Annotated in this window: 19 protein-coding genes; 2 read left to right on the top strand and 17 right to left on the bottom strand. The window is 40.5% G+C overall.

The genetic code is table 11. The features are described from left to right. Positions 1-108: 108 nt before the first annotated feature. Together P2W72_RS00635 and fabG are read right to left on the bottom strand one after the other, a co-directional pair. Entirely contained in the window at positions 109-2,196 is a 2,088-nt protein-coding gene (locus P2W72_RS00635; RefSeq protein WP_276358914.1) for a hypothetical protein, read from the bottom strand. A gap of 161 nt (positions 2,197-2,357) precedes the next feature. Continuing rightward, positions 2,358-3,101 carry a 3-oxoacyl-[acyl-carrier-protein] reductase gene (fabG, locus tag P2W72_RS00630; RefSeq protein WP_276358913.1) on the bottom strand — a complete coding sequence of 248 codons (744 nt, stop codon included), beginning with the start codon at positions 3,099-3,101 and terminating at the stop codon, positions 2,358-2,360. A 71-nt stretch (positions 3,102-3,172) separates the two neighbouring features. Here fabG and P2W72_RS00625 point away from each other — a divergent pair, with 71 nt between their 5' ends. Further along, positions 3,173-3,889: a class I SAM-dependent methyltransferase gene (locus tag P2W72_RS00625; RefSeq protein ID WP_276358912.1), complete on the top strand. Its 717-nt coding sequence runs from the start codon at positions 3,173-3,175 to the stop codon at positions 3,887-3,889. On the opposite strand, the gene P2W72_RS00620 is transcribed toward P2W72_RS00625, so the two are convergent. The 7 genes from P2W72_RS00620 to truA form a co-directional block, all read right to left on the bottom strand. Then, the gene (locus P2W72_RS00620; RefSeq protein ID WP_276358911.1) at positions 3,849-4,235 is read right to left on the bottom strand and encodes a methionine-R-sulfoxide reductase; all 387 of its coding nucleotides are present in this window, start codon (positions 4,233-4,235) and stop codon (positions 3,849-3,851) included. The two genes, P2W72_RS00625 and P2W72_RS00620, sit on opposite strands and share 41 nt — an antisense overlap. A 102-nt stretch (positions 4,236-4,337) precedes the next feature. Beyond that, on the bottom strand, positions 4,338-4,772 hold the full coding sequence (locus P2W72_RS00615) for a septal ring lytic transglycosylase RlpA family protein (RefSeq protein ID WP_276358910.1): 435 nt from the start codon (positions 4,770-4,772) through the stop codon (positions 4,338-4,340). 125 nt (positions 4,773-4,897) lie between these two features. Further along, complete coding sequence (locus P2W72_RS00610) at positions 4,898-5,923, bottom strand: DUF3500 domain-containing protein (RefSeq protein ID WP_276358909.1); 1,026 nt, start codon at positions 5,921-5,923, stop codon at positions 4,898-4,900. A 251-nt stretch (positions 5,924-6,174) separates the two neighbouring features. Continuing rightward, positions 6,175-7,050, bottom strand: a complete 876-nt coding sequence (gene sucD, locus P2W72_RS00605) for a succinate--CoA ligase subunit alpha (RefSeq protein ID WP_276358908.1) — start codon at positions 7,048-7,050, stop codon at positions 6,175-6,177. Positions 7,051-7,138: 88 nt separating this feature from the next. Further along, positions 7,139-8,413 carry a C4-dicarboxylate transporter DctA gene (gene dctA, locus P2W72_RS00600; protein WP_276358907.1) on the bottom strand — a complete coding sequence of 425 codons (1,275 nt, stop codon included), beginning with the start codon at positions 8,411-8,413 and terminating at the stop codon, positions 7,139-7,141. A gap of 52 nt (positions 8,414-8,465) precedes the next feature. Further along, positions 8,466-10,232: an ABC transporter ATP-binding protein gene (locus P2W72_RS00595; protein WP_276358906.1), complete on the bottom strand. Its 1,767-nt coding sequence runs from the start codon at positions 10,230-10,232 to the stop codon at positions 8,466-8,468. A gap of 1 nt (position 10,233) precedes the next feature. Beyond that, on the bottom strand, positions 10,234-10,986 hold the full coding sequence (gene truA, locus P2W72_RS00590) for a tRNA pseudouridine(38-40) synthase TruA (protein ID WP_276358905.1): 753 nt from the start codon (positions 10,984-10,986) through the stop codon (positions 10,234-10,236). 125 nt (positions 10,987-11,111) lie between these two features. Here truA and P2W72_RS00585 point away from each other — a divergent pair, with 125 nt between their 5' ends. Then, complete coding sequence (locus P2W72_RS00585; protein ID WP_276358904.1) at positions 11,112-11,579, top strand: DUF4293 domain-containing protein; 468 nt, start codon at positions 11,112-11,114, stop codon at positions 11,577-11,579. A 12-nt stretch (positions 11,580-11,591) separates the two neighbouring features. Here the strand turns inward: P2W72_RS00585 and P2W72_RS00580 are convergent, their stop codons facing one another. The 8 genes from P2W72_RS00580 to ggt all read right to left on the bottom strand — a co-directional run bounded on the left by P2W72_RS00580 (position 11,592) and on the right by ggt (position 23,715). Continuing rightward, on the bottom strand, positions 11,592-12,365 hold the full coding sequence (locus P2W72_RS00580) for a 3-hydroxybutyrate dehydrogenase (protein WP_276358903.1): 774 nt from the start codon (positions 12,363-12,365) through the stop codon (positions 11,592-11,594). Positions 12,366-12,392: 27 nt separating this feature from the next. Continuing rightward, complete coding sequence (locus P2W72_RS00575) at positions 12,393-15,233, bottom strand: FAD-binding and (Fe-S)-binding domain-containing protein (protein WP_276358902.1); 2,841 nt, start codon at positions 15,231-15,233, stop codon at positions 12,393-12,395. Between the two features lie 72 nt (positions 15,234-15,305). After that, positions 15,306-16,610, bottom strand: a complete 1,305-nt coding sequence (locus tag P2W72_RS00570) for an aspartate aminotransferase family protein (RefSeq protein WP_276358900.1) — start codon at positions 16,608-16,610, stop codon at positions 15,306-15,308. A 71-nt stretch (positions 16,611-16,681) separates the two neighbouring features. After that, positions 16,682-17,617, bottom strand: coding sequence for a 3-hydroxyacyl-CoA dehydrogenase NAD-binding domain-containing protein (locus P2W72_RS00565; protein ID WP_276358899.1), 936 nt, complete (start codon positions 17,615-17,617; stop codon positions 16,682-16,684). 24 nt (positions 17,618-17,641) lie between these two features. Next, the gene (locus tag P2W72_RS00560) at positions 17,642-18,412 is read right to left on the bottom strand and encodes a carbohydrate-binding family 9-like protein (RefSeq protein WP_276358898.1); all 771 of its coding nucleotides are present in this window, start codon (positions 18,410-18,412) and stop codon (positions 17,642-17,644) included. Positions 18,413-18,421: 9 nt separating this feature from the next. Further along, positions 18,422-20,206 carry a c-type cytochrome gene (locus P2W72_RS00555; protein ID WP_276358896.1) on the bottom strand — a complete coding sequence of 595 codons (1,785 nt, stop codon included), beginning with the start codon at positions 20,204-20,206 and terminating at the stop codon, positions 18,422-18,424. Between the two features lie 230 nt (positions 20,207-20,436). Continuing rightward, positions 20,437-21,810: a hypothetical protein gene (locus tag P2W72_RS00550; protein WP_276358895.1), complete on the bottom strand. Its 1,374-nt coding sequence runs from the start codon at positions 21,808-21,810 to the stop codon at positions 20,437-20,439. A 111-nt stretch (positions 21,811-21,921) separates the two neighbouring features. After that, positions 21,922-23,715, bottom strand: coding sequence for a gamma-glutamyltransferase (gene ggt, locus P2W72_RS00545; protein ID WP_276358894.1), 1,794 nt, complete (start codon positions 23,713-23,715; stop codon positions 21,922-21,924). Positions 23,716-23,732: the final 17 nt, after the last annotated feature.

Below are 23,732 nucleotides of genomic sequence, written 5' to 3'. Positions count from 1 at the left end.
TTTAGTCAGCGGTGTATAAGGCCAATTTAACGGTCAAACTTACAGGATTTGAGATATGCAAAAACAATTAGAGGAGAGAAATAGGATTAATAAATGAAGCCTGCCTGATTAAATTAAACCATTACGTTTTCTTAAAAACCATTCCAGACTCAGCAGTCCAAGAATGAGAAAGAATACTATGCCGATATTTACAGGATCTTCATACTTACGATCTTCAAATGAAAGTGTTTTCACATTTTCATTTGACCTTAGCAATCCGGGCAGATCATTGAGCTGATCAGGATAAATCATTTTGCCACCGGTTTGCAGGGCAATAGTATTCATCAACTGATGATTAGCTATACTTTGTCTGAACTCTGAATCCTGACGGCTGATTATAAACTGCCCCTCTGCTTTATGATTTGTCTTACCCAAAGTGGTTTGTGCAATAAACTGATATTCACCCGGAGGCAATGTTCCGGCATTCAGGGTATATGCATTAGCTGTCCTTGAAAAAATAAAGGAAAATGATTTCCCTTCTTTTGGTTTTAAGACAATATTTACATCAGGCGTATTGACCAGTTCAAAAGCATCATTATACAATTCAGCATTAATACCGATCTGTTCATTCTCATCGAATGCATTCTTTGAAGGATATACCCTGAACTTCCTTTTATCTTCCTTACCCGATAAATATTGAACTATCTTCTGAATCAATTCATCAATGGCATTATGGTTTGAATTTTCCTGAAAATCCTCAAGACGCCAGCGCCATATTCCTTCTCCGGCAAGTATCCCTATCTTGCGCCGGTTATCCTCAGCAAATAAAAGCAAAGGCTTATCAGTAACCAATTTACCAATCTGTTGCGTCAGCAAAATACTTGCAGGAGCCTTTAGCCCATAATTACCAAATGGAGATAGGAGCGGACCGAAATTGCTTATCCTCCTCCTCGTTTCCTCACTCAGGGTAAACGCATAAAAATCTGATTTCACAGATGCAGTTACTTCCTGCAGAGTTCCCGAAGATGTTAAACTCAATAAGTTTTGAGATGTTGAAAATGCGGTAAGATTACTTTGAGATCCGGGGACAAACAATATAGGTTTTGATATAACCTGCGACAGGATATCACGGGCATTGCCCCCTGAAGCAGGTATCTGATGAAGTATAATCAGGTCTGAAGCTGTGATTTCAGCTACTGAGACCTCTGATGCCGGCACAACTTTGACCGTATAATTTTTATTGATTTCTATAGATTGCTTAAACGCGGTAATATCCGGGTGAGGGACATGAGCAATGATCAGTACTTTCTGCCTTCCGTCAATTACATCTACATAAATTTTTTGTTCATTATTACGTTCAGAAAGCTCATTTGAAACAGGATCAATCCTGATGGTAAACTGCTGAATACCCTTATTGTCTGCAGGGAGTGTCAGAGGCACTGTCTGCCTGAACTCATTCGATCCTATTTGAATTTGCCTGGAAAGTACAATCCCTGAACCTGAAAACACTTTTAATAAAGCTGTGCTACCCCGGGCCTGAAAAGCTTCAAGCCTAACCTCTATCTGAAACTGATTACCCAGATAGGCAATATTGTTATAATTGACATCAGAGATCAGTAAATCCCGCTTCGGTACAGTATCACCCAGGGCTATGGTATAGATTGCTGCAGGAAAATTCTTACTCTCGTAAAGCGGATTAGCCCCCCTGTTGTATATCCCATCACTGCCAAGAATCAAAGCACCTATATTCCGGTTTGCAAACTGATCAGTAATTTTCTTTAATGCAGATGAAATATCAGTTAATGCACCACTGAAATTAAGATCAAGTCCATCTCTCAGCTCTGAATCAAAATTAAAAGTCCTGACTTCATAGTAAGTCGACAATTCGGTTTCAAGCGCTTTTAATTGCTGCTGATACTTCTCCTTGTTGAAACCGTCATTTCCGGCAATCCCGAGTGATGCTGAATTATCCTGAGCAATTAATATGAGAGGTTTTTCTTTCGTATAGTTTACCGTTTTTACTTGTGGGGCAAACAGTAGAAATACAATCAGGGTAATGGATAATGCCCTGATCAGGAAAAGATAGTTGCGAAGTTTTTTTGCAGGATCAAATGTATTGTAATAAAGCAGAGCAGCATACCCTATACCGGCAAACAGACTTGCCAGAAGCCATAAATAAGTTACCGTTGTAAATTGCAATTGAAATAAAAGCGGCATAGCTATTACAAATATGCCTTTAAAAATTTATGCTTTACAGAACTTATAATAATATTTTATCAAGTGTTCATGACACGAAAAAGTATTTTCAGAAAAAAGGGAAGAAAATAAAAAGCCTGTAATCAGATAAATTACAGGCTTAAAGAACAATTCAAAAAATATTAAAGCATACCCCCATCAACCGGAATTACCTGCCCGGTGATGTAAGTACTCATATCAGAACCAAGGAAAACGCAAAGATTAGCAACATCTTCTGTTTCACCAGCCCGTTTCAAAGGAATTGCCTGTGCCCATCCTTCAACAACCTTAGGATCCAGAACTTCGGTCATCTCTGTTTTAATAAAGCCCGGAGCAACTACATTGGAACGAATATTTCTTGAGCCAAGCTCTTTCGCTACCGATTTGGAAAAACCAATAATACCGGCTTTAGATGCTGCATAATTGGCTTGCCCGGCATTACCCTGCACTCCTACTACAGAACTCATATTAATAAAAACACCCTTTCGGTTTTTCATCATTACCTTAGAGGCTGCTTTAGTAACATTAAAAACAGATTTAAGATTGACATTGATTACATCATCCCAGTTCTCTTCTGTCATTCGCATCAATAAGCCATCTTTAGTAATCCCGGCATTGTTTACAACGATATCAAGACCCCCAAAATCTTCAACTATATCATTGATCAGCTTTTCTGCTTCATCAAACTTTGATGCATCTGAGCGATATCCTTTAACTTTGGTTCCGAAGCTTTGCAGTTCCTCTTCCAATGCCTGCCCCTTTTCAACAGAAGACAAATAGGTAAACGCCACCTCAGCACCGTGCTCAGCAAATTTTTCAGCAATCTTACGACCAATACCTTTTGATGCCCCGGTAATTAATGCAATTTTTCCTTTAAGTAATTTCATAATGAGATTTAAAACTGTGAAATTAGGACTTTTCTTAAAAATAAATACAATTTTATCCAAAGGAGTATTACATGGAACAACTTGAACAATTTTATGATCAATTAAGCAGCAGCTATACCGAATTAATCCGTAAGTGTGTGCCGCGATATCATGAAATGCTTTTTAACATGTTCCGTTATATCCCTGAAGATTTTAAGCCGGGACGCATCCTTGATCTGGGATGTGGTACCGGGAATCTGACCCAACAGATACAGGATCACTTTCCGGATGCGGAGATCCATGCGCTCGACCTTTCCGAAGATATACTTGATGAATGCAGAAAGCGTTTTCCCAATGCGAAAAATATCAGATACATCAAGGCCGATTTCAGACAGATGAACCTTCAGCCCAACTCTTATGATCTGGTAATGTCGAGTATTGCCATTCACCACATTGAAGACCCGTTTAAAATCCATTTATATCAGGATGTTTACAAAGCTCTGAGTAAGAATGGCCTGTTTATTTTTGCAGATCAAACCCGGGGAATTACAGACGAGATCTATAAAAAGAATATAGCATGCTGGAAAGAAGAGGCCATAAAACTTGGCTCAACAGAGGAAAACTGGAGGATGTGGATGGAACATCAGGATACGCATGATCACCACAGTCCGGTAGGCTGGCACCTCAATCAGCTTGAAAATGCCGGCTTCGGCCAGGTCGACCTGCTCTCCAAATATTTAATGTGGGGAGTATTCTGGGCAAAAAAACTCAGGAAAAACGCTGAGCAGACAGATCCTCTGAGGAGATAAATTTCATAGAAAGCGAATTCACACAATGACGGGTATTTTTAGGAGTTAATTTCTCTCCTTCAAATACATGTCCCAAATGCCCACCACAGCTATTGCAGACGATCTCTACACGATGTCCGTCTTTATCAGGCACTTTTTTTACAGCACCTTCAATTTCATCATCAAAACTGGGCCAGCCGCAGTGAGAATCAAATTTATCCTCTGACCGATATAAGGGTGCATTACATTGTCTGCAGAAATAAATACCTGTTTTCTTATTATCAAGATATTCTCCGGAATAGGGCCTCTCTGTGCCTTTTTGCAAAATGATGTATTCTTCTTCGGGACTTAGTTTGTTATATTCCATAGTATGGTCTGGCTGTCACAAATATAGTAAGGGGCTTTGAAATAAATTAATTCACCCCCGTATATGACGTGAAGGATACAATAGTTGAATGTTTATAAAAGTTCAATACTTTTTTGGCAATATGTATCTGATCTCTACATTCCCTACACCTCTGGAATAGATCCCGATCTCTTTAGCTGCGGCCTGAGATATATCAATGATAAAACTCTTATTGTGCGGACCCCGATCGTTAACCCGAACATCTATAGTACGTCCGTTATCAATATTGGTAACTCTTACCATTGTCCCGAAAGGCAGGGTCAGATGGGCGGCTGTCATCTTATTATTGCTAAAGATCTCTCCACTGGTAGTTCGCCTGCCATGAAATTTACTTGCATAATAGGTTGCCTTCCCTCTGACAATCCGGATGCTATCGGTTTGGATACTATCTGTCTGAATAGTATTTATCTGTATACTATCTTTCTGTAAATCTGCCTTTTGAGCAGAAGCTGAAGCCATTAAAATAAAGCTGAAGAGTATAAAAATTAGTGCTTTCATCTGCTTCATTTATTGGTTAGTCAGAACAAATATCGCGATTTCAGGCTGAAACAGCAAATTCAAACAATGCATCAAAAATGGCTGGCATAGGTTGAAAACAATTATAAGATCGTTAACGTCTTTATTTAATGATGTTTATGCTGCTGATAATGTCCCTTTAATACATCATCTCCAAAATCATTTGTAAGGTCACGAACTACAGTATGTACATGGTTGGAATTGTTCTGGGTATTATCATATTCAATAAGCAATGAATTCCCCTGAATCCTGTAATAATGTCCGCTACCCGGCTTCAAACTTCCGGCCCATGCAAAATGTAAATTATCAAGTCCTGCATTTTTTATTTTCCGGAGAAATTTTTCTGAAAACTCAGCGGCATAATTTTTCATGTAAACATCCATTAACTTTAAGAATATTTTCTTCTGTACTTCATTCAAGTCACTGAATTTGATTCCGGAGGGATCTAAAAGTGATGCTTTGCGCTTATTGCCTGTTATTATATCAGATGGCGCATTTTCTGAAAAACGGGCAATTTTCAATTGTTTTTCATCCAGGGAGTTAAGTAATAAGAATCCAAACTCCTCTTCCTCTTTTAAAACCTGTGTGCCTTTCTTAGGCCCGCTTGTAACAATAGCCGGATTAGTTCCAAAGAAAGAGGGTGTAGACGAAACCAGAACTCCCTTTATTGAAGAAAAGTTCAATGATATATGGTGTCCTTCAAATCTCCATCCCCACTCAGCATTTAAGGATGGTGTCCCAAAAATACTGATGTGATAATTTAAGGGGTCGCGGAAATTATCAGAAGGCCCTCTGCCTTCAATTACCTTCAAAACCTCTTCCAATTCAATAATTGCTCTTGTTTTCTGATAACCCTGATCGCTTAACGAAGCCCTCAGCAGGACAATCGCAGCACTTTTCTGTTTTTCATCAAAGTCACGAAAGGAAGGGCCATTTCGTTTAATAGGAACAAAATTCCAGTTAAATCGTTCTGCATCCGCAAAATCAAACTGAGCCTGAGCCCTTAATTCAGCCGAAAGTGTATTTAGAAATGCGTTGGCCTTCTTTGCCAGATCCTGTGCATTTGCCGGGCTTGAGATGACTACCGTAAATACGATACAGATTGTCTTGAATAGTGCTTTCAATTTTACCATACCTGAATCTACTTAATAAACCGATCAACAACAAAATAATAATTTACATCTCAGTCGCCCCTTTATGCTGGCGTTCTCGCCAGCATATCTGCCCCCGGCCAGAATTCTCCATCAAGAATCTATAATTCAGACATATAACTAAGGTAAGGGGGTGATCTCTGATTTTGAAATTAAAAAATCTTGTTGAAAACACCAGTAATGGGCACAAAAAAACCGGCATGAAGCCGGTTTTCAGTGAGCTAAATACCCTTTTATAATTTTGAAAGTTCTTCAGCCATTGCAGCGCCGATCTCAGCCGGTGATTCCACAACGCGAATTCCGCATTCTCTCATAATCTTCATTTTAGCAGCAGCTGTATCGTCAGCACCACCAACAATTGCTCCTGCATGACCCATACGGCGTCCCGGAGGCGCTGTCTGACCTGCGATGAAGCCAACAACCGGCTTAGTACCATTTTCTTTGATCCAGCGTGCAGCTTCTGCTTCCATACCTCCACCGATCTCGCCAATCATGACAATACCTTTGGTTTCAGGATCATTCATCAATAATTTCACAGCTTCAACAGTTGGAGTTCCAATAATTGGATCACCACCAATACCAATAGCCGTGGTAATACCCAGACCGGCTTTAACAACCTGATCAACTGCTTCGTAAGTAAGAGTTCCTGATTTTGAAACAATTCCAACACCTCCTTTTTTGAAGATGAAACCTGGCATAATACCAATTTTAGCTTCATCAGCTGTAATGATACCAGGGCAGTTCGGACCGATCAAACGACAGTCTTTATCTGCAATATATTCTTTAACAAGGATCATATCCTTGGTTGGAATTCCTTCAGTGATACAAACAATAACTTTAATGCCTGCCTCAGCAGCTTCCATGATCGCATCTGCAGCAAAAGCCGGTGGAACAAATATGATAGACACGTCAGCGCCTGTTTTATCTACAGCATCTTTAACCGTATTGAATACCGGACGGTCAAGATGACTTTGACCACCTTTACCCGGAGTAACACCACCCACTACCTGCGTTCCGTACTCGATCATCTGAGAGGCGTGGTATGTACCCTCATTACCTGTAAACCCCTGAACTATAACTTTTGAATCTTTATTTACCAGTACACTCATTGAATATATTTTTGTACAGCAAAGCTAACAGAATCAGGCAGAATCTCAAAAGGTAAACAAAAAAAGAATTAAAGGATTTTTAGTCTTTTCAGGGAATAACAAGCTCATCCGGAGCATTTGGATCTATTGCTTTTTTATAAGCTTTATTATCGAACTCATTTTCACTCTTGGCTATTACCACGGAAGCTACCGCATTCCCGATCAGATTGGTGATCGCTCTGGCTTCAGACATAAATCTGTCGACCCCCAGTAATATGGCTATACTTTCTATAGGCACAACTTTTAATGCTGTCAGAGTAGAAGCCAATACAATAAATCCACTGCCGGTTACACCTGCCGCACCCTTCGATGTGATCATTAGTACCCCAATAATTGCAAGCTGCTGACCAATACTGAGATCAATATTGAAAACCTGAGACAGAAAAATCACCGACATGGAAAGGTAGATAGAAGTTCCGTCCAGATTAAAGGAATAACCGGTTGGGATAACCAATCCGACCACAGATTTAGAACAGCCAAACTTTTCCATCTTCATAATCATACTTGGCAAAACCGATTCTGAAGAAGAAGTACCCAAAACGATCACTATTTCCTGTCGGATATATTTGAGTAACTGCCATAAACTGAACTTATAAAAATAGCAAACCAGGTTCAGCACAATGAAAATAAATAAGGCCATCGTCATATACACAGCTATCATCAGTTTACCCAATGGATAAAGCGTTTCAAGCCCGTAAGTTCCAATGGTAAAAGCCATGCCTCCAAATGCTCCGAATGGTGCCAGAACCATGACCATTTTCATAATATTAAAGATCACCTGAGAAAGCTTTTCAAAAGTACCAATCAGTGAAGTTCCGGCAGAACCCATTCTGCTTAATGCAAATCCGAATAAAATGGCAAAAAACAGAATCTGAAGAATATCTCCTTTGGCAAAGGATTCGGTGATATTTTTAGGTACAATGTGAGCAAAGAACTCAAGCCAGTTCATCTCTGAGGCAGAATCCTGATAAGTTTGAATCTTTGAAGGGTCAGCATGTGTTGCACTTACATCAACCCCTTTACCCGGTCTGAAGATATTTGCCACAAACAGTCCGATAATAATCGCAATGGTAGTGATAAGCTCAAAGTAAATGAGAGCCTTTCCTCCTACCCTTCCAACCTTTTTCATATCTCCCATCTGAGAAATGCCCAATACAATTGTAAAAAAAATGATGGGTGCGATCAGCATGCTGATCATATTGATAAAAGTCTGGCTGATCAGTTTTGCCGTTGGTGCAAAGCCCGGGAAATTTATACCCACCAATACACCGATAATAATGGCAACAAGCACCTGGAAGGTTAAATGGGAAACAATTCGCTTCATAAGATCAGTAATATTATGGTCTGAACCGAAGGTAAATTATTTTCAGCAAAAATTAAGCTTTAGCTATACCCTCTGAATTGAACTGAAGATCATACAGACGCTTATAATAACCATTGAACTTTAGCAATTGCTGATGAGAACCCATTTCTCTGATCTCACCGCGATCAAGGACTATTATTTTATCTGCATTTTGTATGGTCGACAAACGGTGTGCAATTACAATGGAAGTTCTGCCCTCCATCAGCTTATTAATTGCATGACGAATCAATTCCTCAGTTTCTGTATCAACAGATGCAGTAGCCTCATCAAGTACCAGGATTTGTGGATCATAAACCATGGCACGAATGAATGAAATTAGCTGAGCCTGGCCTGCCGACAGGGTTGCACCTCTTTCCATCACATCATAATCGTATCCGCCCGGTAATTTCTCTATAAACTGATGTGCTCCCACTTCCATGGCTGCCCTGACCAGATCCTCACGACTGATCTCCTGATTATTAAGATTTATATTGTTTCCGATAGTATCTGAAAAAAGAAAGACATCCTGCAAAACGGTTGCAATGTGTGAGCGAAGATAATTCAACTCGTAATCCCTGATATCTTTGCCATCTACCAATACACTACCCTTATTAATTTCATAAAAACGGTTAAGAATATTAATAACAGAAGACTTTCCTGCTCCTGTTGCACCAACAAGTGCCAGGGTCTCGCCGGGTTTAACATGAAATGAAATATCCTTTAACACCCAGTTCTCATCATTATAGGCAAACCAAACATTTCTAAACTCAATATCTCCCTTTAATGTCTCAGGTTTCAGGATTCCCTTATTCTCTGTCTTTTCATCTGTATCTAAAACTTTAAATATCCGCTCAGCACCTACCATCCCCATTTGAAGAGTATTAAACTTATCAGCCAGTTCACGGATAGGTCTGAAAAGCATGTTGATATACATAATAAAAGACACTACCACTCCCGGTGAAATATCGTTTGCGATGATCAATTTTGAACCATACCACACCAGCAAACCAATAGAGAGTGCTGAAATGATCTCCACCACCGGAAAAAAAATGGAATAATACCAGTTAGATTGGATATGTGCATCTCTGTGCCGGGCATTGATCTTCTTAAATTTTCGCATTTCCTGATTTTCGCGGGCGAAATACTGAATGATCCTGATCCCTGAAATATGTTCCTGTAAAAATGTATTCAGATTTGCTACCTGAGTTCTGACTTCCTGAAATGCTGATTTTATTGCTTCCTTAAATACGTATGATGCTGCCATCAATAAAGGCATAGGGATCAGCACTATCAGTGTGAGTTCCCAATCAGTATATAACATTACGGCAATGATGGCCACTACCTGCAAGATATCTCCGACGATAACTATTAAACCCTCCGAAAAGATATCTGCGATGGTTTCCAGATCAGAAACTGTACGTGTAATCAACTGCCCGATTGGAGTACGGTCAAAATATTTTAGTCTGAGGGCCGAAATATGATTAAATACTGTAATTCTTAAATCTTTAATTACAGACTGACCAAGAACATTTGTATAAAATGTATGATAATATTGAACAAAAGTCTGGATAAGCAGCAAAGCCACCATGATAAAACTCATATTCACCAGCCCCCTGAAATCGTTGAGCAAAATATAGCTGTCGACCGTATACTGGATGAGCCATGGACGCAATGGAGCCAGTACAGCTAATAATACTGTAAGTATAATCGATTTAGTAAATATATTCCGGTATGGCGTTACATACCTGAATATCCGTCTCAGGAGATTAACATCAACTGCATTACCACTAACCTTACTCATCTTATAAATATGGATATTTTACTTCTGTAAGATATAAACCACAGGCAGGAACCGATTCACCGGCATTGGAACGATCTTTACTGGCAATCACGTTTCTGATCTCTTCTGCACTGATCTCATTCTTTCCAACCCTGATCAATGTACCAACGATTGCACGAACCATATTCCTCAGAAAACGATCGGCAGAGATATGAAATACGATTCCGTTTTCAGTTTTTAACCATTCGGCTCTGTTAACTACACAATTATTGGTAAATGTTTGAGTATTTGATTTACTGAAGCAGCTAAAGTCACGGTACTCCATCAGGATCTGAGCAGCCTTATTCATTAAATCAAGATCCGGCTCATCGCGCAATAACCAGGACCGATTATGCAAAAACGGATCCTTTAAAAAGTGTATATGATATTCGTATGATCGCAATGTTGCATCGAATCGGGCATGCGCATCATTCTTAACCTTTATGAATCGCTTCACAACAATATCATAGGGTAACATAGCATTTGTACTATGCAAAAATTTAGAGCTTAGAACATCGATATCAGTTGAAACATCAAAATGTGCAAACAACTGCTTTGCATGAACTCCGGTATCGGTACGGCCGCATCCTGTAGTTTCTATTTCTGTACGGCAAAGCGCAGACAATGCCTTATTGATCAGTTCCTGAACAGAAACAGCATTATTCTGGATCTGCCAACCATGATAAGCAGTCCCGTTATAAGCCAGTTCAATGAAATATCTTTGTTGTGTGTTCAAGCTGCAAAGGTAATGCTGAAATGTTAAAGAGCTGTGCAGATGATCATATTTTTAATCCTATTCTCATACAGACTTAAGGTCATCGCTTGAATAAAAAATTTATATTTGCTGCAAAATATTGAATTATGCTACAAAGAGTACAAACTATCTGGCTGTTTTTTGCAACTGCGGCTATTTTCAGTTTATTTCTGTTCCCATATCTTCAAACATTTAATCCGGATGGCAGTGCCAAATCACTGAAAGTAACGGGAGTTCATGAAAGCGTAGGTGGTCAGATTGTTCAGACAGAAGCTTTTATCGGATTAACGATAGCTACAGTAATCCTGGGGCTTATTCCATTCATAGCTATTTTCCTTTTCAAAAACAGAAAGAAGCAAATGATGCTTTGTTATGCCAGCATCATTTCTATTCTTGGATTCAGCTTCTGGCTGGTTCAAACAGCAAAAGTTGCCCTTGGCGGTATCACACTTCAATCTGAGAATTATGGATTGGGAGTAATAATGCCATCACTGGCAGTATTCTTTGTGGTACTTGCATTAAGAGGAATCAGAAGAGACGAAAAGCTGATAAAATCTGCAGACAGGCTGCGCTAATTGCAGAAAGGGCTACTGTGCCCCCCAGCCACCATCAACAGGCAAAGAAGCTCCGGTAATCATTGAGGCCTGATCAGACGCTAAGAATAAAGCAAGTGCTGCAATTGCATCCGGACTTACAAATTCTTTGATCGCATGTTTCTGCAGCATGATTTTCTGCAAAACCTCCTGTTCTGAAATATTATGCGATTGCATCAGATCGGCTATTTGCTTTTCTACCAAAGGGGTTTTTACATAACCCGGACAAATTGCATTCGCTGTAATCCCGAACTCTGCACCTTCCAGAGCCAGAACCTTCGTCAAACCAATAAGTCCATGTTTTGATGCAACATATGCCGATTTAAATTCAGAAGCCTGCAATCCATGTGCGGAGGCTATGTTAATAATTCTTCCCCATTTCTTGTCTTTCATGGAAGTCCAGACAGCCTTTGAAGTACAAAATGCGGCACTCAGATTGACACTCAAAATATCATTCCATTTATCCAGAGGAAAATCTTCAACCGGGGAAACAAACTGAATACCTGCATTATTTACCAGAACATCAACCGACCCAAGCTCTGAACATGCATCTGCAATCATCAGTTCTATCTCAGAAGGTACAAGCAGGTTTGCAGAAGAATAAAAGGTTTGGATATGAAACTCTTCAGCAAATTGACGGGCTATTTTTGCACCATCAGGTTCAAGACCGTGAAACACCACATTAAACCCGGCCCGGGCAAATGTTCCGGCCAACTCCAGTCCGATACCACTTGTACTTCCGGTAATCAGAACAACTTTAGCTTTCATAACATTTGATCTTACCGGAATTCCTTGTCATGACTTGCCTTTTATACACTCATCAGCGAGATAAAGAATAGACTCATAATTCTTTCCAACCGCCTCAGACATGGCTATTTCGCAGGTTTTACCGGATGAATAATACCCTTCATAATTTCCCTGTTTTACATCTGCAGCCTCAGGTGCAGTTGCTGAAGCAGTCAGTTCAGGGAAAATAAATCCACGGTCGCCCGCCATACCACAACATCCTGCATGCACCGGAACTTCAGCAGTATCACTGAAATGGGAAGCCACCGCAATAAACTTTCTTTCAAGTCCCATTTTTTGCAAAGAACATACGGGATGCAGAACAATATTCCCTTTCTTATCAACAGTTCCACAGGCTGGAATAATGTAGTCATGCAGAAAATCAATACTGTCGAGAATACTTAGCCTATCGTAACGCTCTTTATTGGATTCAGTTAAAACCGGCCTGCACTGCTGCAATGTATGAGAGCAGGAAGTTACATCAAGTACTACTGGTAAGATACCTTCTTTTGTAATAGTCCAGAGCTGCTCAACAGTTTCATTGCTCTTATCCGCATAAGCCTGATTATAACCTTTTGACGAGAAAAGTTGCCCGCAGCACATTGAACCAATACCTTGCGGTATGATTACCTGAATCCCTGATTTTTCTGCAACACTCAGAAATGTATCCGGAATACTTCTCTTACCTTCCTGACCACCCATAATCCGTGAAATACAGGTAGGGAAGTAAACAACTGCCGGAGCATCAAAACCTATGTTTGCAGGAGATTTTACATATTTTCCTGAAATCGAACCACTGGTACGAAGCTGATCACTCCACAAAGGAAACTCAGGAATAACTTTCTTAAGTCCACCGGTAATTCCTTTCATCGCATTCTTACCGAATACATTATTCATCACTGTACCAGCCTCCAGACCAAAGTTTACTAAAGAAGTAACCAATTTGAAATTCTTAGACACAGCAAGTGCTGCTTTATTTGAAAAAGCAGAATGATTTTCACGACGCAGGCGCTTTACCAGATCACCGGTGTTAATATCAACAGGGCAACTCGTTGCACATAAACCATCTACCGCACAGGTATCAAGTCCGTCGTATTGAAACTGAGCAAGTAATTCCTTATGATCAGAACTATTTCCTTTGGCATCCAGAAGGGCTAGCTCACGTCGTACCACAATCCTCTGGCGCGGAGTAAGAGTAACGTTCCTGCTCGGGCATTTATGTTCGCAATATCCACATTCAATACATCTGTCGACCTCTTTTTCAACACTTGGAAGAGATTTAAGGTCATGAATATGTGCATTTTTATGAGCATTGATAATTACACCCGGATTAAGCAGATTTTCAGGATCAACCACCTGCTTCAGGCTCTTCATGATCTCATAAGCCTCGGCGCCCCATTCTGTTTCAACAAAGGGCGACATATTTCTACCCGTACCATGCTCAGCCTTCAGGGTACCATCGTATTTATTCACAACAAGTTCCACCACTTCCCTGAGGAACCTGTCATAACGGTCTACCTCTTCAGGCGAATTGAATGACTGGGTAACCACAAAATGAATATTACCATCCTTTGCATGGCCGAAAATGATGGCATTTTCATATTCATACTTTGCGAAAAGCACATGAAGATCAAGTATAGCATCTCCAAGCTGAGCTACCGGAAAAGCAATATCTTCCAGAATTACCGTTGTACCGCTTGCACGAACTGCTCCTACCGCAGGGAACATCCCTTTACGCAGTTTCCAGTAAAATGCCTGCTGAGCAGGATCAGTGGTAAACCTGATCGGTTCGAGCAGTAAAAAAACTCCGGTTAGAGGAAGTAAATTATCAATTTTTGCCTGAAGTTCAGCTTCAGAATTAGCCTGATATTCAATTAGTAAGGCGGCAGCCGTTTCAGGTAATGTTTTAAAAATCGCCGGTACACCTTTGATATCCTCTATAGACCTTAATGAAGCCCTGTCCATCAGCTCAACAGCCTCGGCACCTGTCAGTGTCAGCGGCTCAATAGCCTGACATGCCGAATAGATATTTTCGAAATAAAGAAATGCTGTAGACTTAAAAGGATAATCAGGAACAGTTTCCATCACCGCCTCAGCGATGAATCCCAGAGTACCTTCTGCTCCGATCAGCAGATGCGAAAGGATATCCAATGGATGCTCATAATCTATGAATGCATTCAAAGAATATCCTACCGTATTTTTTGTCAGATACTTTTTTCTGATCCGGTCTGATAGTTCAGAATTTGCAGAAATCTGTTGCTTTAAACTTATAATGGTAGAGAAGATCTCCGGACATTCCTGTTCAAAACGTGAATAATCAGAGGTTTTCTCTGTAGAAAAAGTTTTGCCACAGGGAAGTATAAACCGGATATGCCTGGTTGTATGATATGAATTCAGGTTAACACCACAACACATTCCGCTGGAATTATTGGAGAGTATTCCCCCAATCATTGCAGAATCAATACTTGAAGGATCTGGGCCAATTTTTCTCCTGTGTTTTTTCAGGTAATTATTAACCATAGAACCCGTAATCCCGGGTTGTACTCTTACCCTTGATCCTTCCTCTTCAATCAGCAACTGATTCCAGTATTGCTTTAAATCAACAAGAATACCATCTGTAATTGACTGACCTGATAAACTTGTACCACCTGTCCGGAAAGTAACCGGAATCCTGTTCCTGTGCGAAAATTCCAACAGAGAAATGATCTCGTTTTCACTTACCGGCTGTACAACTGCTTTAGGTCTCAGATAATAAAAACCGGCATCTGATGCATAAGCTACCAGGTCAATTAATCTCGTCTTAATTCTTTCTTTTGGCAAAATAGCTTCCAAAAGCCTCCCTGTATCCATATTGATATTTTAAGCCCTAAAGTTGAAAGAATTTATACTTAATACAAAGAATCCGTAAAGAAAACTCAATAATTACATATTACTGAGCACTCTTCGCGACACCTCAATAGCATGATCGATATCTTCTTCGGTATGTGCAGCACTGATATACCAAAGTCCGCGACCAATGATTCTGACTCTCTCATCATGCATGGTGGCAATGAACTTTCCAAGCTTAGCTTTATCGTATGTCAATGTATCCCTGTAATCTTTAACCTTATCAAGATTTGTGAATCCGATATTGAACATCGGACCCGGACCCTGAACCAAAAGATTATGATTATAATCTGCAGCAGCTTTACGAATCCCATCCATTAGTTTATTTCCAAACCGGAACATGCGCTCATAAGGATTTTCTTTTTCAAGAACTTCAATAGTAGCCAAAGCAGCAGCAATGGTAGGATTACTTGAGTTCATGGTACCGGCATGAATTACTTTTGCCTCTTCGATCAAACCCATCCACTCACGTTTTCCAACAATAGCACTGATAGGATAACCGCTACCCATTGCTTTGGCAAAAATTGACATATCCGGAGTAATTCCGAAGTATTTCTGAGAACCACCAATACTCATTCTGAATCCGGTGATAACCTCGTCAAAAATCAATGCAATTCCGTACTGATCACAAAGGCTGCGCAATCCGGCGTGGAATCCTTCGGCAGGCATAATACAACCATTATTACACATAATCGGTTCTGTAATAATGGCAGCAATCTCTCCATGACGCTCAGCAAGAGTTTTCTTTACCAGCTCAATATCATTCCATGGAAGAATGATAAACTCATCTTTTGAGTGCTCGGGTAAACCTGCCGACCATGGATAAACATTTGGATGTTCTCTGCTGCCCAATGCTTCAGGAGAAGGTGTTGAAATACCCCAGGCTACGTTATCCAACCACCCGTGGTAATGCCCTTCAAAACGCAGGAATTTTTGTTTTCCGGTTTTTGCCCTTGCCACTCTGAAAGCTGTTTGAACAGCCTCTGAACCATCCAGGCAGAATCTCATCAGCTCTGCAGATGGAATCAAACGGTTTAATGTTTCAGCAAGTTCGATCTCCCGGATATGCTGACCCGCAAATAGCTGTCCCTCTTCAGAATAATCATTTACCGATTTCAATACATGAGGGTGTGAATGTCCAAGGATCAAAGGGCCCTGACTTAAGGTAAAATCGAGATAATCATTACCATCCACATCAAAAAGGTGACTTCCCTTTCCATGCGTATAAAATATCGCATGTGGATGATTGTATTTTCGAAATTCAGAGGAAACACCTCCGGCGAGGACTTTTTTAGCTCTGCCGAGTAATTCTGCAGATTTGGAATAATCTAAACTTTTCATTGGCAACAAGGGTTAATAATCTTTTCTGTATTAATAAATTATAGGCGTAATTTCTTCATTTATAAGCTTCTTTATTCAATCCCACGATCCTGTTTAAGCTGACGGATCAACTCCTTTTCTCTGGATCCTGTCATCTCATCCGAGAATTTCTTATCCCAGAGATAAAAACCTTCAGAACTCTTCAGTCCCATTTTTTTTTGTTCAACCAAACTTCTCATTGAAGAGAATGCCCGATCTGCATTACTCAAATCTTTGAAAAGATAGTCGGAGATAGCAGCAAAAACATCCAGCCCGCCCATATCAGCTGAAGCGATAGGTCCGGTTACCGGCAATCTTCTGCCTATGCTGTAAATAACCGCCGCATCGATATCCTCTTTAGAAGCCACACCTTCTTCAAGCAGTGAAAGCGCTTCCCGGAGTAATGCGAACTGCAACCGGTTACCAATAAGGCCCGGCACTTCTTTCTTTACTTCAACAGGCTTTTTACCCATCAGATTCAATAAATCGATCGTTCTTTTAAATACTGATGATGCAGTAAGGGAAGTTCTGAGTACTTCTACAAGAGGAATAAGATGTGCAGGATTCCAGAAATGAGTTAAAACGAAACGTTCAGGATGCTTAGTATCTGCAAGCATTTTACTCAGACTCAATCCCGAGGTATTACTTGCGAGAATAACATCAGGAGAGCAAATCTCGTCTAAATACTTAAACAGTTCCTGCTTTAACCCAAGATCCTCAGGAATACATTCGATAACAAATGTAGCCTCTGAAACAGCCTCTTCTTTAGATTTTGTCAGGGAAATACGGGATAATACCTGATCAGATTGAGAGGAAGGTAAAAGTCCATTCTCAATTAAGATTGAAATTTTCTGCTGAATACCCAATAATCCATTCGAAAGATCCAGATCATCCAGTCCGTACATTTTAACACTTAATCCACTCCAGGCAGCACTAAGTGCAATGGAATGTCCCATTGTGCCAGACCCGATAATTGCCAGCTTTTCCATACTTTTTCAGATGTCCTTCCCCGGCTATTTGAAGATTAAGGTTCCGAAAAACTGAGGTAAATGAAAATTAGGTTTAGGATTATCTACAAAGTTCCAGGTAAGATAGTTTGGATTGGAAGTACGGCTTCCTGTTTTGTAGAAATTAGCTTTCCAGATCACACCTGGTGCAGGCTGGGTAACATTTGAATATGTTTTCAGCATTGCCAAAGGCAGTCTGTATTCAAGAGTCCAGGTTACCGGCTCGGTAATTTCAGGATCCACCTTTGAGGGAAGTGAATGAGCAATCTCAATTTGTTTGATCTCGTCATTCTTCAGCTTTGCAAATTCAGTCCATGGTTTGGATACATAATAAATCAAAGGTGTACCTCCGGCGTTTATTTCCAGATTAAAATATTTCAGTGGTAATTCCGTATCCGGAGCAAAAAAGAATTCCACACATGAATCTCCAGACACATTTCCATTATATTCCTGAACGACACTTTTTACAAAGCGATCTTTTACGCGAAAAATAACGTAAACATTATCCTGATCATACATCATCTTTGCTTCCACCTGAGGCTTAAACGGAGGAATAGCCCCCATATACTTTTCAATTTTGATGGTCTTCACCTTTTTCCACTGAGGCTTATCCCAGTTCGCATCAACCGGCATGGCTTTTTTCAACCTTGAAACCTTATAGATAGCATCTGCAGGTTTAACATTGTTAACATGTTTTGAAACTGCAGGTGCTTTAGGCTCTCCGCCTGTAAAGAATACAGGCAGAGAGATTAAAAGCAAATAACTGATAAAATTCATGTTCAATAATTATTTTTTAGTCTGCTGACGTATTCTGGCTACTTCACCAGGTAATATGCCTGTCAGATTGTTTTTAAAGTTTGCTCTTACATAAGTAAGGATAAGTGCAATCTGCTCATCAGAAAGATAGCTGTTAGCAGGCATTACCTCATTATAACCAACACCATTCACTGTAATCGGGCCGTTAAGTCCGTTCAGCACAATTCCGATTAAACGATTCTTGTTTCCTTTAACATATTCAGAGTTTTCCAATGGAGGGAAACGGGTTCCATCACCTTTACCATTGGTTTGGTGACAGGTAGCACAATAGGTATTATACAGTTTAGCACCTGCTGCAATCTTAGCTGTATTCACATTATCCTTAATAATATCAGGAGTTTTGATGTGAGGCTGAGTCTCTTTACGCTTCTGCATTTCTGCTAATTGAGCAGTGCCGAAGTTCTTTTTATCTCCTTTGTACATTACTCTCCAGATTTTACCTTTCTCGCTTTCAGATAAGTACAGTGAACCATCAGGCCCCATAGCTATACCCATTGGGCGGTATGCAGCATCACTGGTATTAACCAGAGTATCACGGCCAGGGAATCCATCAGCAAACACTTCCCAGTCGCCTGAAGGTTTTCCATCCTTAAATGGTACGAAACCTATGAAATAACCTCCCTGCGGATAAGGTGAACGAATTGTTGAACCATGGAAAGCAACAAATGCACCGTTTTTATATCTTTCAGGGAATTGATTTCCGGTATAGAAGAATAAATCGTTTGGTGCAAAGTGACCAGGGAATCCAACTAAAGGCATTGCAATTTTTGAAGACGGATCAAGTTCTTTCTTACCATCTCCTCCGTATTCAGGGTTTAATAATTTTTTACCCTTCATATAGTCATAGTAATAATATGGCCATCCACCATCAGTTCCTTCAGTAACTTTAAAGAATTCTTCAGCAGGAAGCAAAGCACTCTGCCAAGGATTATACATATCAGGAAACTGTCTGACTAAGTCATCACGTCCATGCTGAACAACATATAATGTCTTTTCTTTCTTATTCCAGTCCATTGCCACAACACTTCTGATACCGGTAGCATATCTGATACCATCTTTTTTCAGAGTCTGGTTTAGTTTGCTATCACTGAATTTCCATATTCCGGCATGTTCCTCAAGTTCAGGGCATGGGTTTTTGCCCAATGATCCCGGCTGTCTGTCATAAATACCACATACATCGCTAGGAGATCCGAAAGGAACATACATATTACCCTGATCATCAAATGCAAGTGGCTTTGCAATGTGAGAAGAACCATGGGGATCATTCTTATAATCATCAGTCAAAAGCAATTCTGCTTTACTTTCAGGAACCAGTTTACCTTTAGTTAATTTAGTACGATAAACTTCACCTGCAGTTGAGAAATACAAATAATCTTTATGAATTCTCATGGCAGTACCATAGTTACCAACATCCGGATAGTTACCAAAGTATTCAACAATATCAGCCTTACCGTCATTATCTGTATCACGAAGCCCAACACTACCATTACCGTTGATTGGCACTCTAAGCTTAACATAAACATCTCCGTTAGAATTAACCGCAAGATGTCTTGCACGACCTACAGAATCATGAACTACTACTGCTTCAAAACCACCCGGCAAGAAGAGACCGCCATTATCAGAATCGGCTTTAGGTAAACCGGCGGTTCCCTGTGATTTGATAAAACTGATTGTGATCAGAAATGCCAGGACTAAAAATCCAAGCACTTTTGTGCGAAGCTTAGTCTCAGAAAAAAATTTTGAATTGATTTTCATTTTTTTTGTTGAATTTGTTTTTAATTGTAATGAAAGCCTGATATACTATTTTCAGAACTGCAAGTTACAGAAAATACACCTTTAGTTAACCGGCATCATTCGTGATGAATTTAGTTCAAATGGACACTCAATAAAATATACTGCATATTCTTTACTTTTTACTGATTTTCCAAATTATAAACGTATTATTTCTGGTATAATTCTGAATATATTCAGCAAGCAATTAAAATCTATTTCTTATTCTTAAATGCATCCGGAATGATAAATTCATAGCCTTTCGGAGGCCATGGTCCGATGCTTTGCCCCGTTGGACGCGGAGCTGTTGGTCTGATCGGCTCGTAACCTGCAGCACTGTATTTAATATTCAGGAATGGTGTTTGTTTCACTTTACCTTCGGCCAGTGAGCGAATTCCCATATCTATAATTCCACTGGTCAGCAAATTACGCTCAATTGGTGCAGTCTGTTTCCCTGTAACAATAAACTTCTGAATATTTAAGGTAAGATAGCTGAAGTGTGAGTAGCTCATGCTATGATCCAGAACAAACTCTGTTGCTACAATATCCTTTCCAGTTTTTGCGGCATAAGCCCAGCCCTGATTTACATATTGATCAAGCATAACAATAGAACCTTTGGTCCCATCTTTATACTTAACAATCACGGCATACGGCATTTTAACAATCTCACGCATATTTCCGGTAGCTTTACCCTGAATGGTATCACAGGCAGCTTCAACAAGCTTCTGCGAAATCTTCCCTGAATCAATAGCCGCCCATACATCGGCTCCCTTCAAGCCTTCAACACTTTCAACGCCGGTTTCACCTCCTGCCCTCCTTTCAATCATACACTGAAGAATCTCGGTTACGTGGAATCCATAAGCATCCAGAGATGCATAACCTATTGCTACTGCCTCAGAAATCTTAACTCCAAGAGGATGAACCAGTGGTTTATCTCTCCAGCAATACGGCAGGGATGAACCCGCCATTAATGGCACATTTAATTCCTGAGCACGATCATAAATCCACCTGCTATCTATCCAGCTGTAAGACAGTGCCTTATCTGTAAAAACTGGAACTGATCTGTTGGATGCATCAAATACTCTGAAAATTCGTTCAAGGTAATTCATACGGGGGTATAATTTCATTCCCAGTCTGTTATAAGGATATTCACCGTGTTCGCCCACATAAATTACCGCATCTACCGCAAGTTTGTCGCCCCCAAGAGTTAAAGCCTCTTCAACTGTGGGATAAACCGGAGTATTGTTCATTTTAGCGATTCTGATACCTGTATCATTAGCCCCAACCTGCTCGATATATACTGATGCAATTTTGATCTGTGGTGCCACCATACCTTCATCAGCCGGAATTCCAAGGAACAATTTGGTACCGATTACATCTGCATGTGCACTGTTTCTGTAAATATGAGTTATGAAGGCAACTTTCTTAATCCCGTCCTGCCCGGCCAGGGCCCTCGACAGCTGTTCAGTAATTGAATCAATACTGCCATCTTTGCCTAGTACAAAACCCGGTACCAGACTCATTCCCGCTGCAGCAAAAACTGACTTCTTAATAAAGTCCCTGCGGTGATTTGTGCTTTCTTTTTTCATCCGTTTATTTTTCGTTTTTAAAGGTGATGAACCTACCAGCAGGTAGGCCTGCCTGCGGCAAGCAGGTCTCATCTTAATATTCTATAATGCTTTTCTACAATAAATATCTGCTTACCAGCCTACTGCATATCCGTTTCTTCTTAAATCCGCACCGCCCATCAGCCAGCCGGTTTTACGGTCAATGCTTACGCCCTGAGCTCCACCAACAGTCATAGACCAGTCCCCAAGGCTTGTATCTATCACATAACCCATATCTCTCAAGGATTGAATTACTTTAGCAGGAACCCTGGTTTCCATAATCAGTTCTTTGGCAGGAACAGATCCCAGTTCATCTTTCCAGCGGAAACGCGGCGCGCTGATTGCGTCCTGGATATTCATCCCAAAATCGATGGCATTCATTGCCACCTGTGGTACTGACTGTAAAATTCCAAAACTACCAGGAGAGCCAACGATCAGCTCAGGTTTTCCATTCCTGTGAAACTGCAGCATTCCGCCAATGCACCATCCCACAGCCTTTCCCGGCTGAACACTATTTGCCAGGCCCTGCTCAGCAGACATCCAGTCTAAAGCGCTGTTAAACACTACACCGGTATTTCCTGCAACATATCCACAACCAAAACCTCCGCCATGCGTCTGAATAATTACAACTGCGTTACCCCATTTATCAACTGCCGAAAGACTGGTTGTTGCATATCTGTATTTATTTGCATTAGCATCATCCTGCGGAACAGTATTCATATTCAATGAATTTTGGCGCTTCATACCTGCCATACGTTCTTTTACTCTGGTAACAACTTTTGCCCTCTGTTTAGCGATGTAGGCATCAGATAGAAGCATATCAACAGGTACAGAAACATATTTAGGATCTCCGATATATTTATCAGTATCTATTCTGCTCAGATAATTTGCCTCGAGGAGATGTGCCAGATACTCCTGGCTGTTATGTCCCATTTTTTTAAGGTCAAAGCCTTCCATGATCTTTAAAACCTGCAGTTGCTGTATACCCATTCCAGGAGGAGGGTTATTGTAAACAGTATAATCGCGGTATTTAATCGAAATCGGATCAGTCCATTGAACTCTGTCAGGTACAGCTGCCAGATCTTTCACTGTAATAAAACCACCATCACGGGCAAATGCATCTGCCATTTCTTTGGCAATTTCACCTTTGTAAAAGACATCAATACCCTCTGCAGCAATTCTTCGCATCGTTTTAGCCAATGGCTTGTTCGAGAAATAATCACCTATGACATAAGGGTCTTTACCATTTTTAAGGAATATTTTTCTTGACTCGGCATGTGGAGCAACTCTCGCAACTGTACCGGCCCACATCGCCTGATCAAATTCAGTGACTGGCACACCATTTTCGAGATAATCAATTGCACTTTCAAACACTTCTGAAAGCGGCATGGTACCATAATCCTTCAATGCTTTTGCCCAGCCTGCAAGATTACCGGGAACAGCAGCAATACGCGGACCAATAGTTTCCATCGCACCGTGGCCTGCTCCATCAGCTACCCTCACATCAGTCTTAAATCTTGTGATTTTAAATGTTTCCGGCACCCAGCCTCCAAAGACCAAAGACCTTACCCTGTTCTCTTTTGCAGAATAAAAAAGCATGTATCCTACCCCAGCTGTACCCGACATATAGGGTTCAGCGGCATTTAATGACGCTGCTGCTGCAACTATCGCATCAATTGCATTTCCTCCCTTTACCAGAATTTTTTGCCCTGCTAAAGTTGCAAGGGGATTGGCGGTAGCAATCATACCATTTTTGCCCAGTGCCGCAGGACGAAGATTATCTTTGGCCGCCTGCGCTGAAACATTTGTTTGAATTGATGAGGTTAGTATCAGGGTTCCCAACAGGAACCCGAATGCTTTTTTCAATAGTGATTTTCCGGTATTCATAATTTTGAACTTATTCC

Origin of the sequence: Daejeonella sp. H1SJ63, from assembly GCF_029360775.1 — a bacterium.
Classification (GTDB): domain Bacteria; phylum Bacteroidota; class Bacteroidia; order Sphingobacteriales; family Sphingobacteriaceae; genus Daejeonella.
The sequence above is the reverse complement of the archived record's forward strand: the minus strand, read 5'-3'. Positions and strand labels throughout refer to the sequence as shown.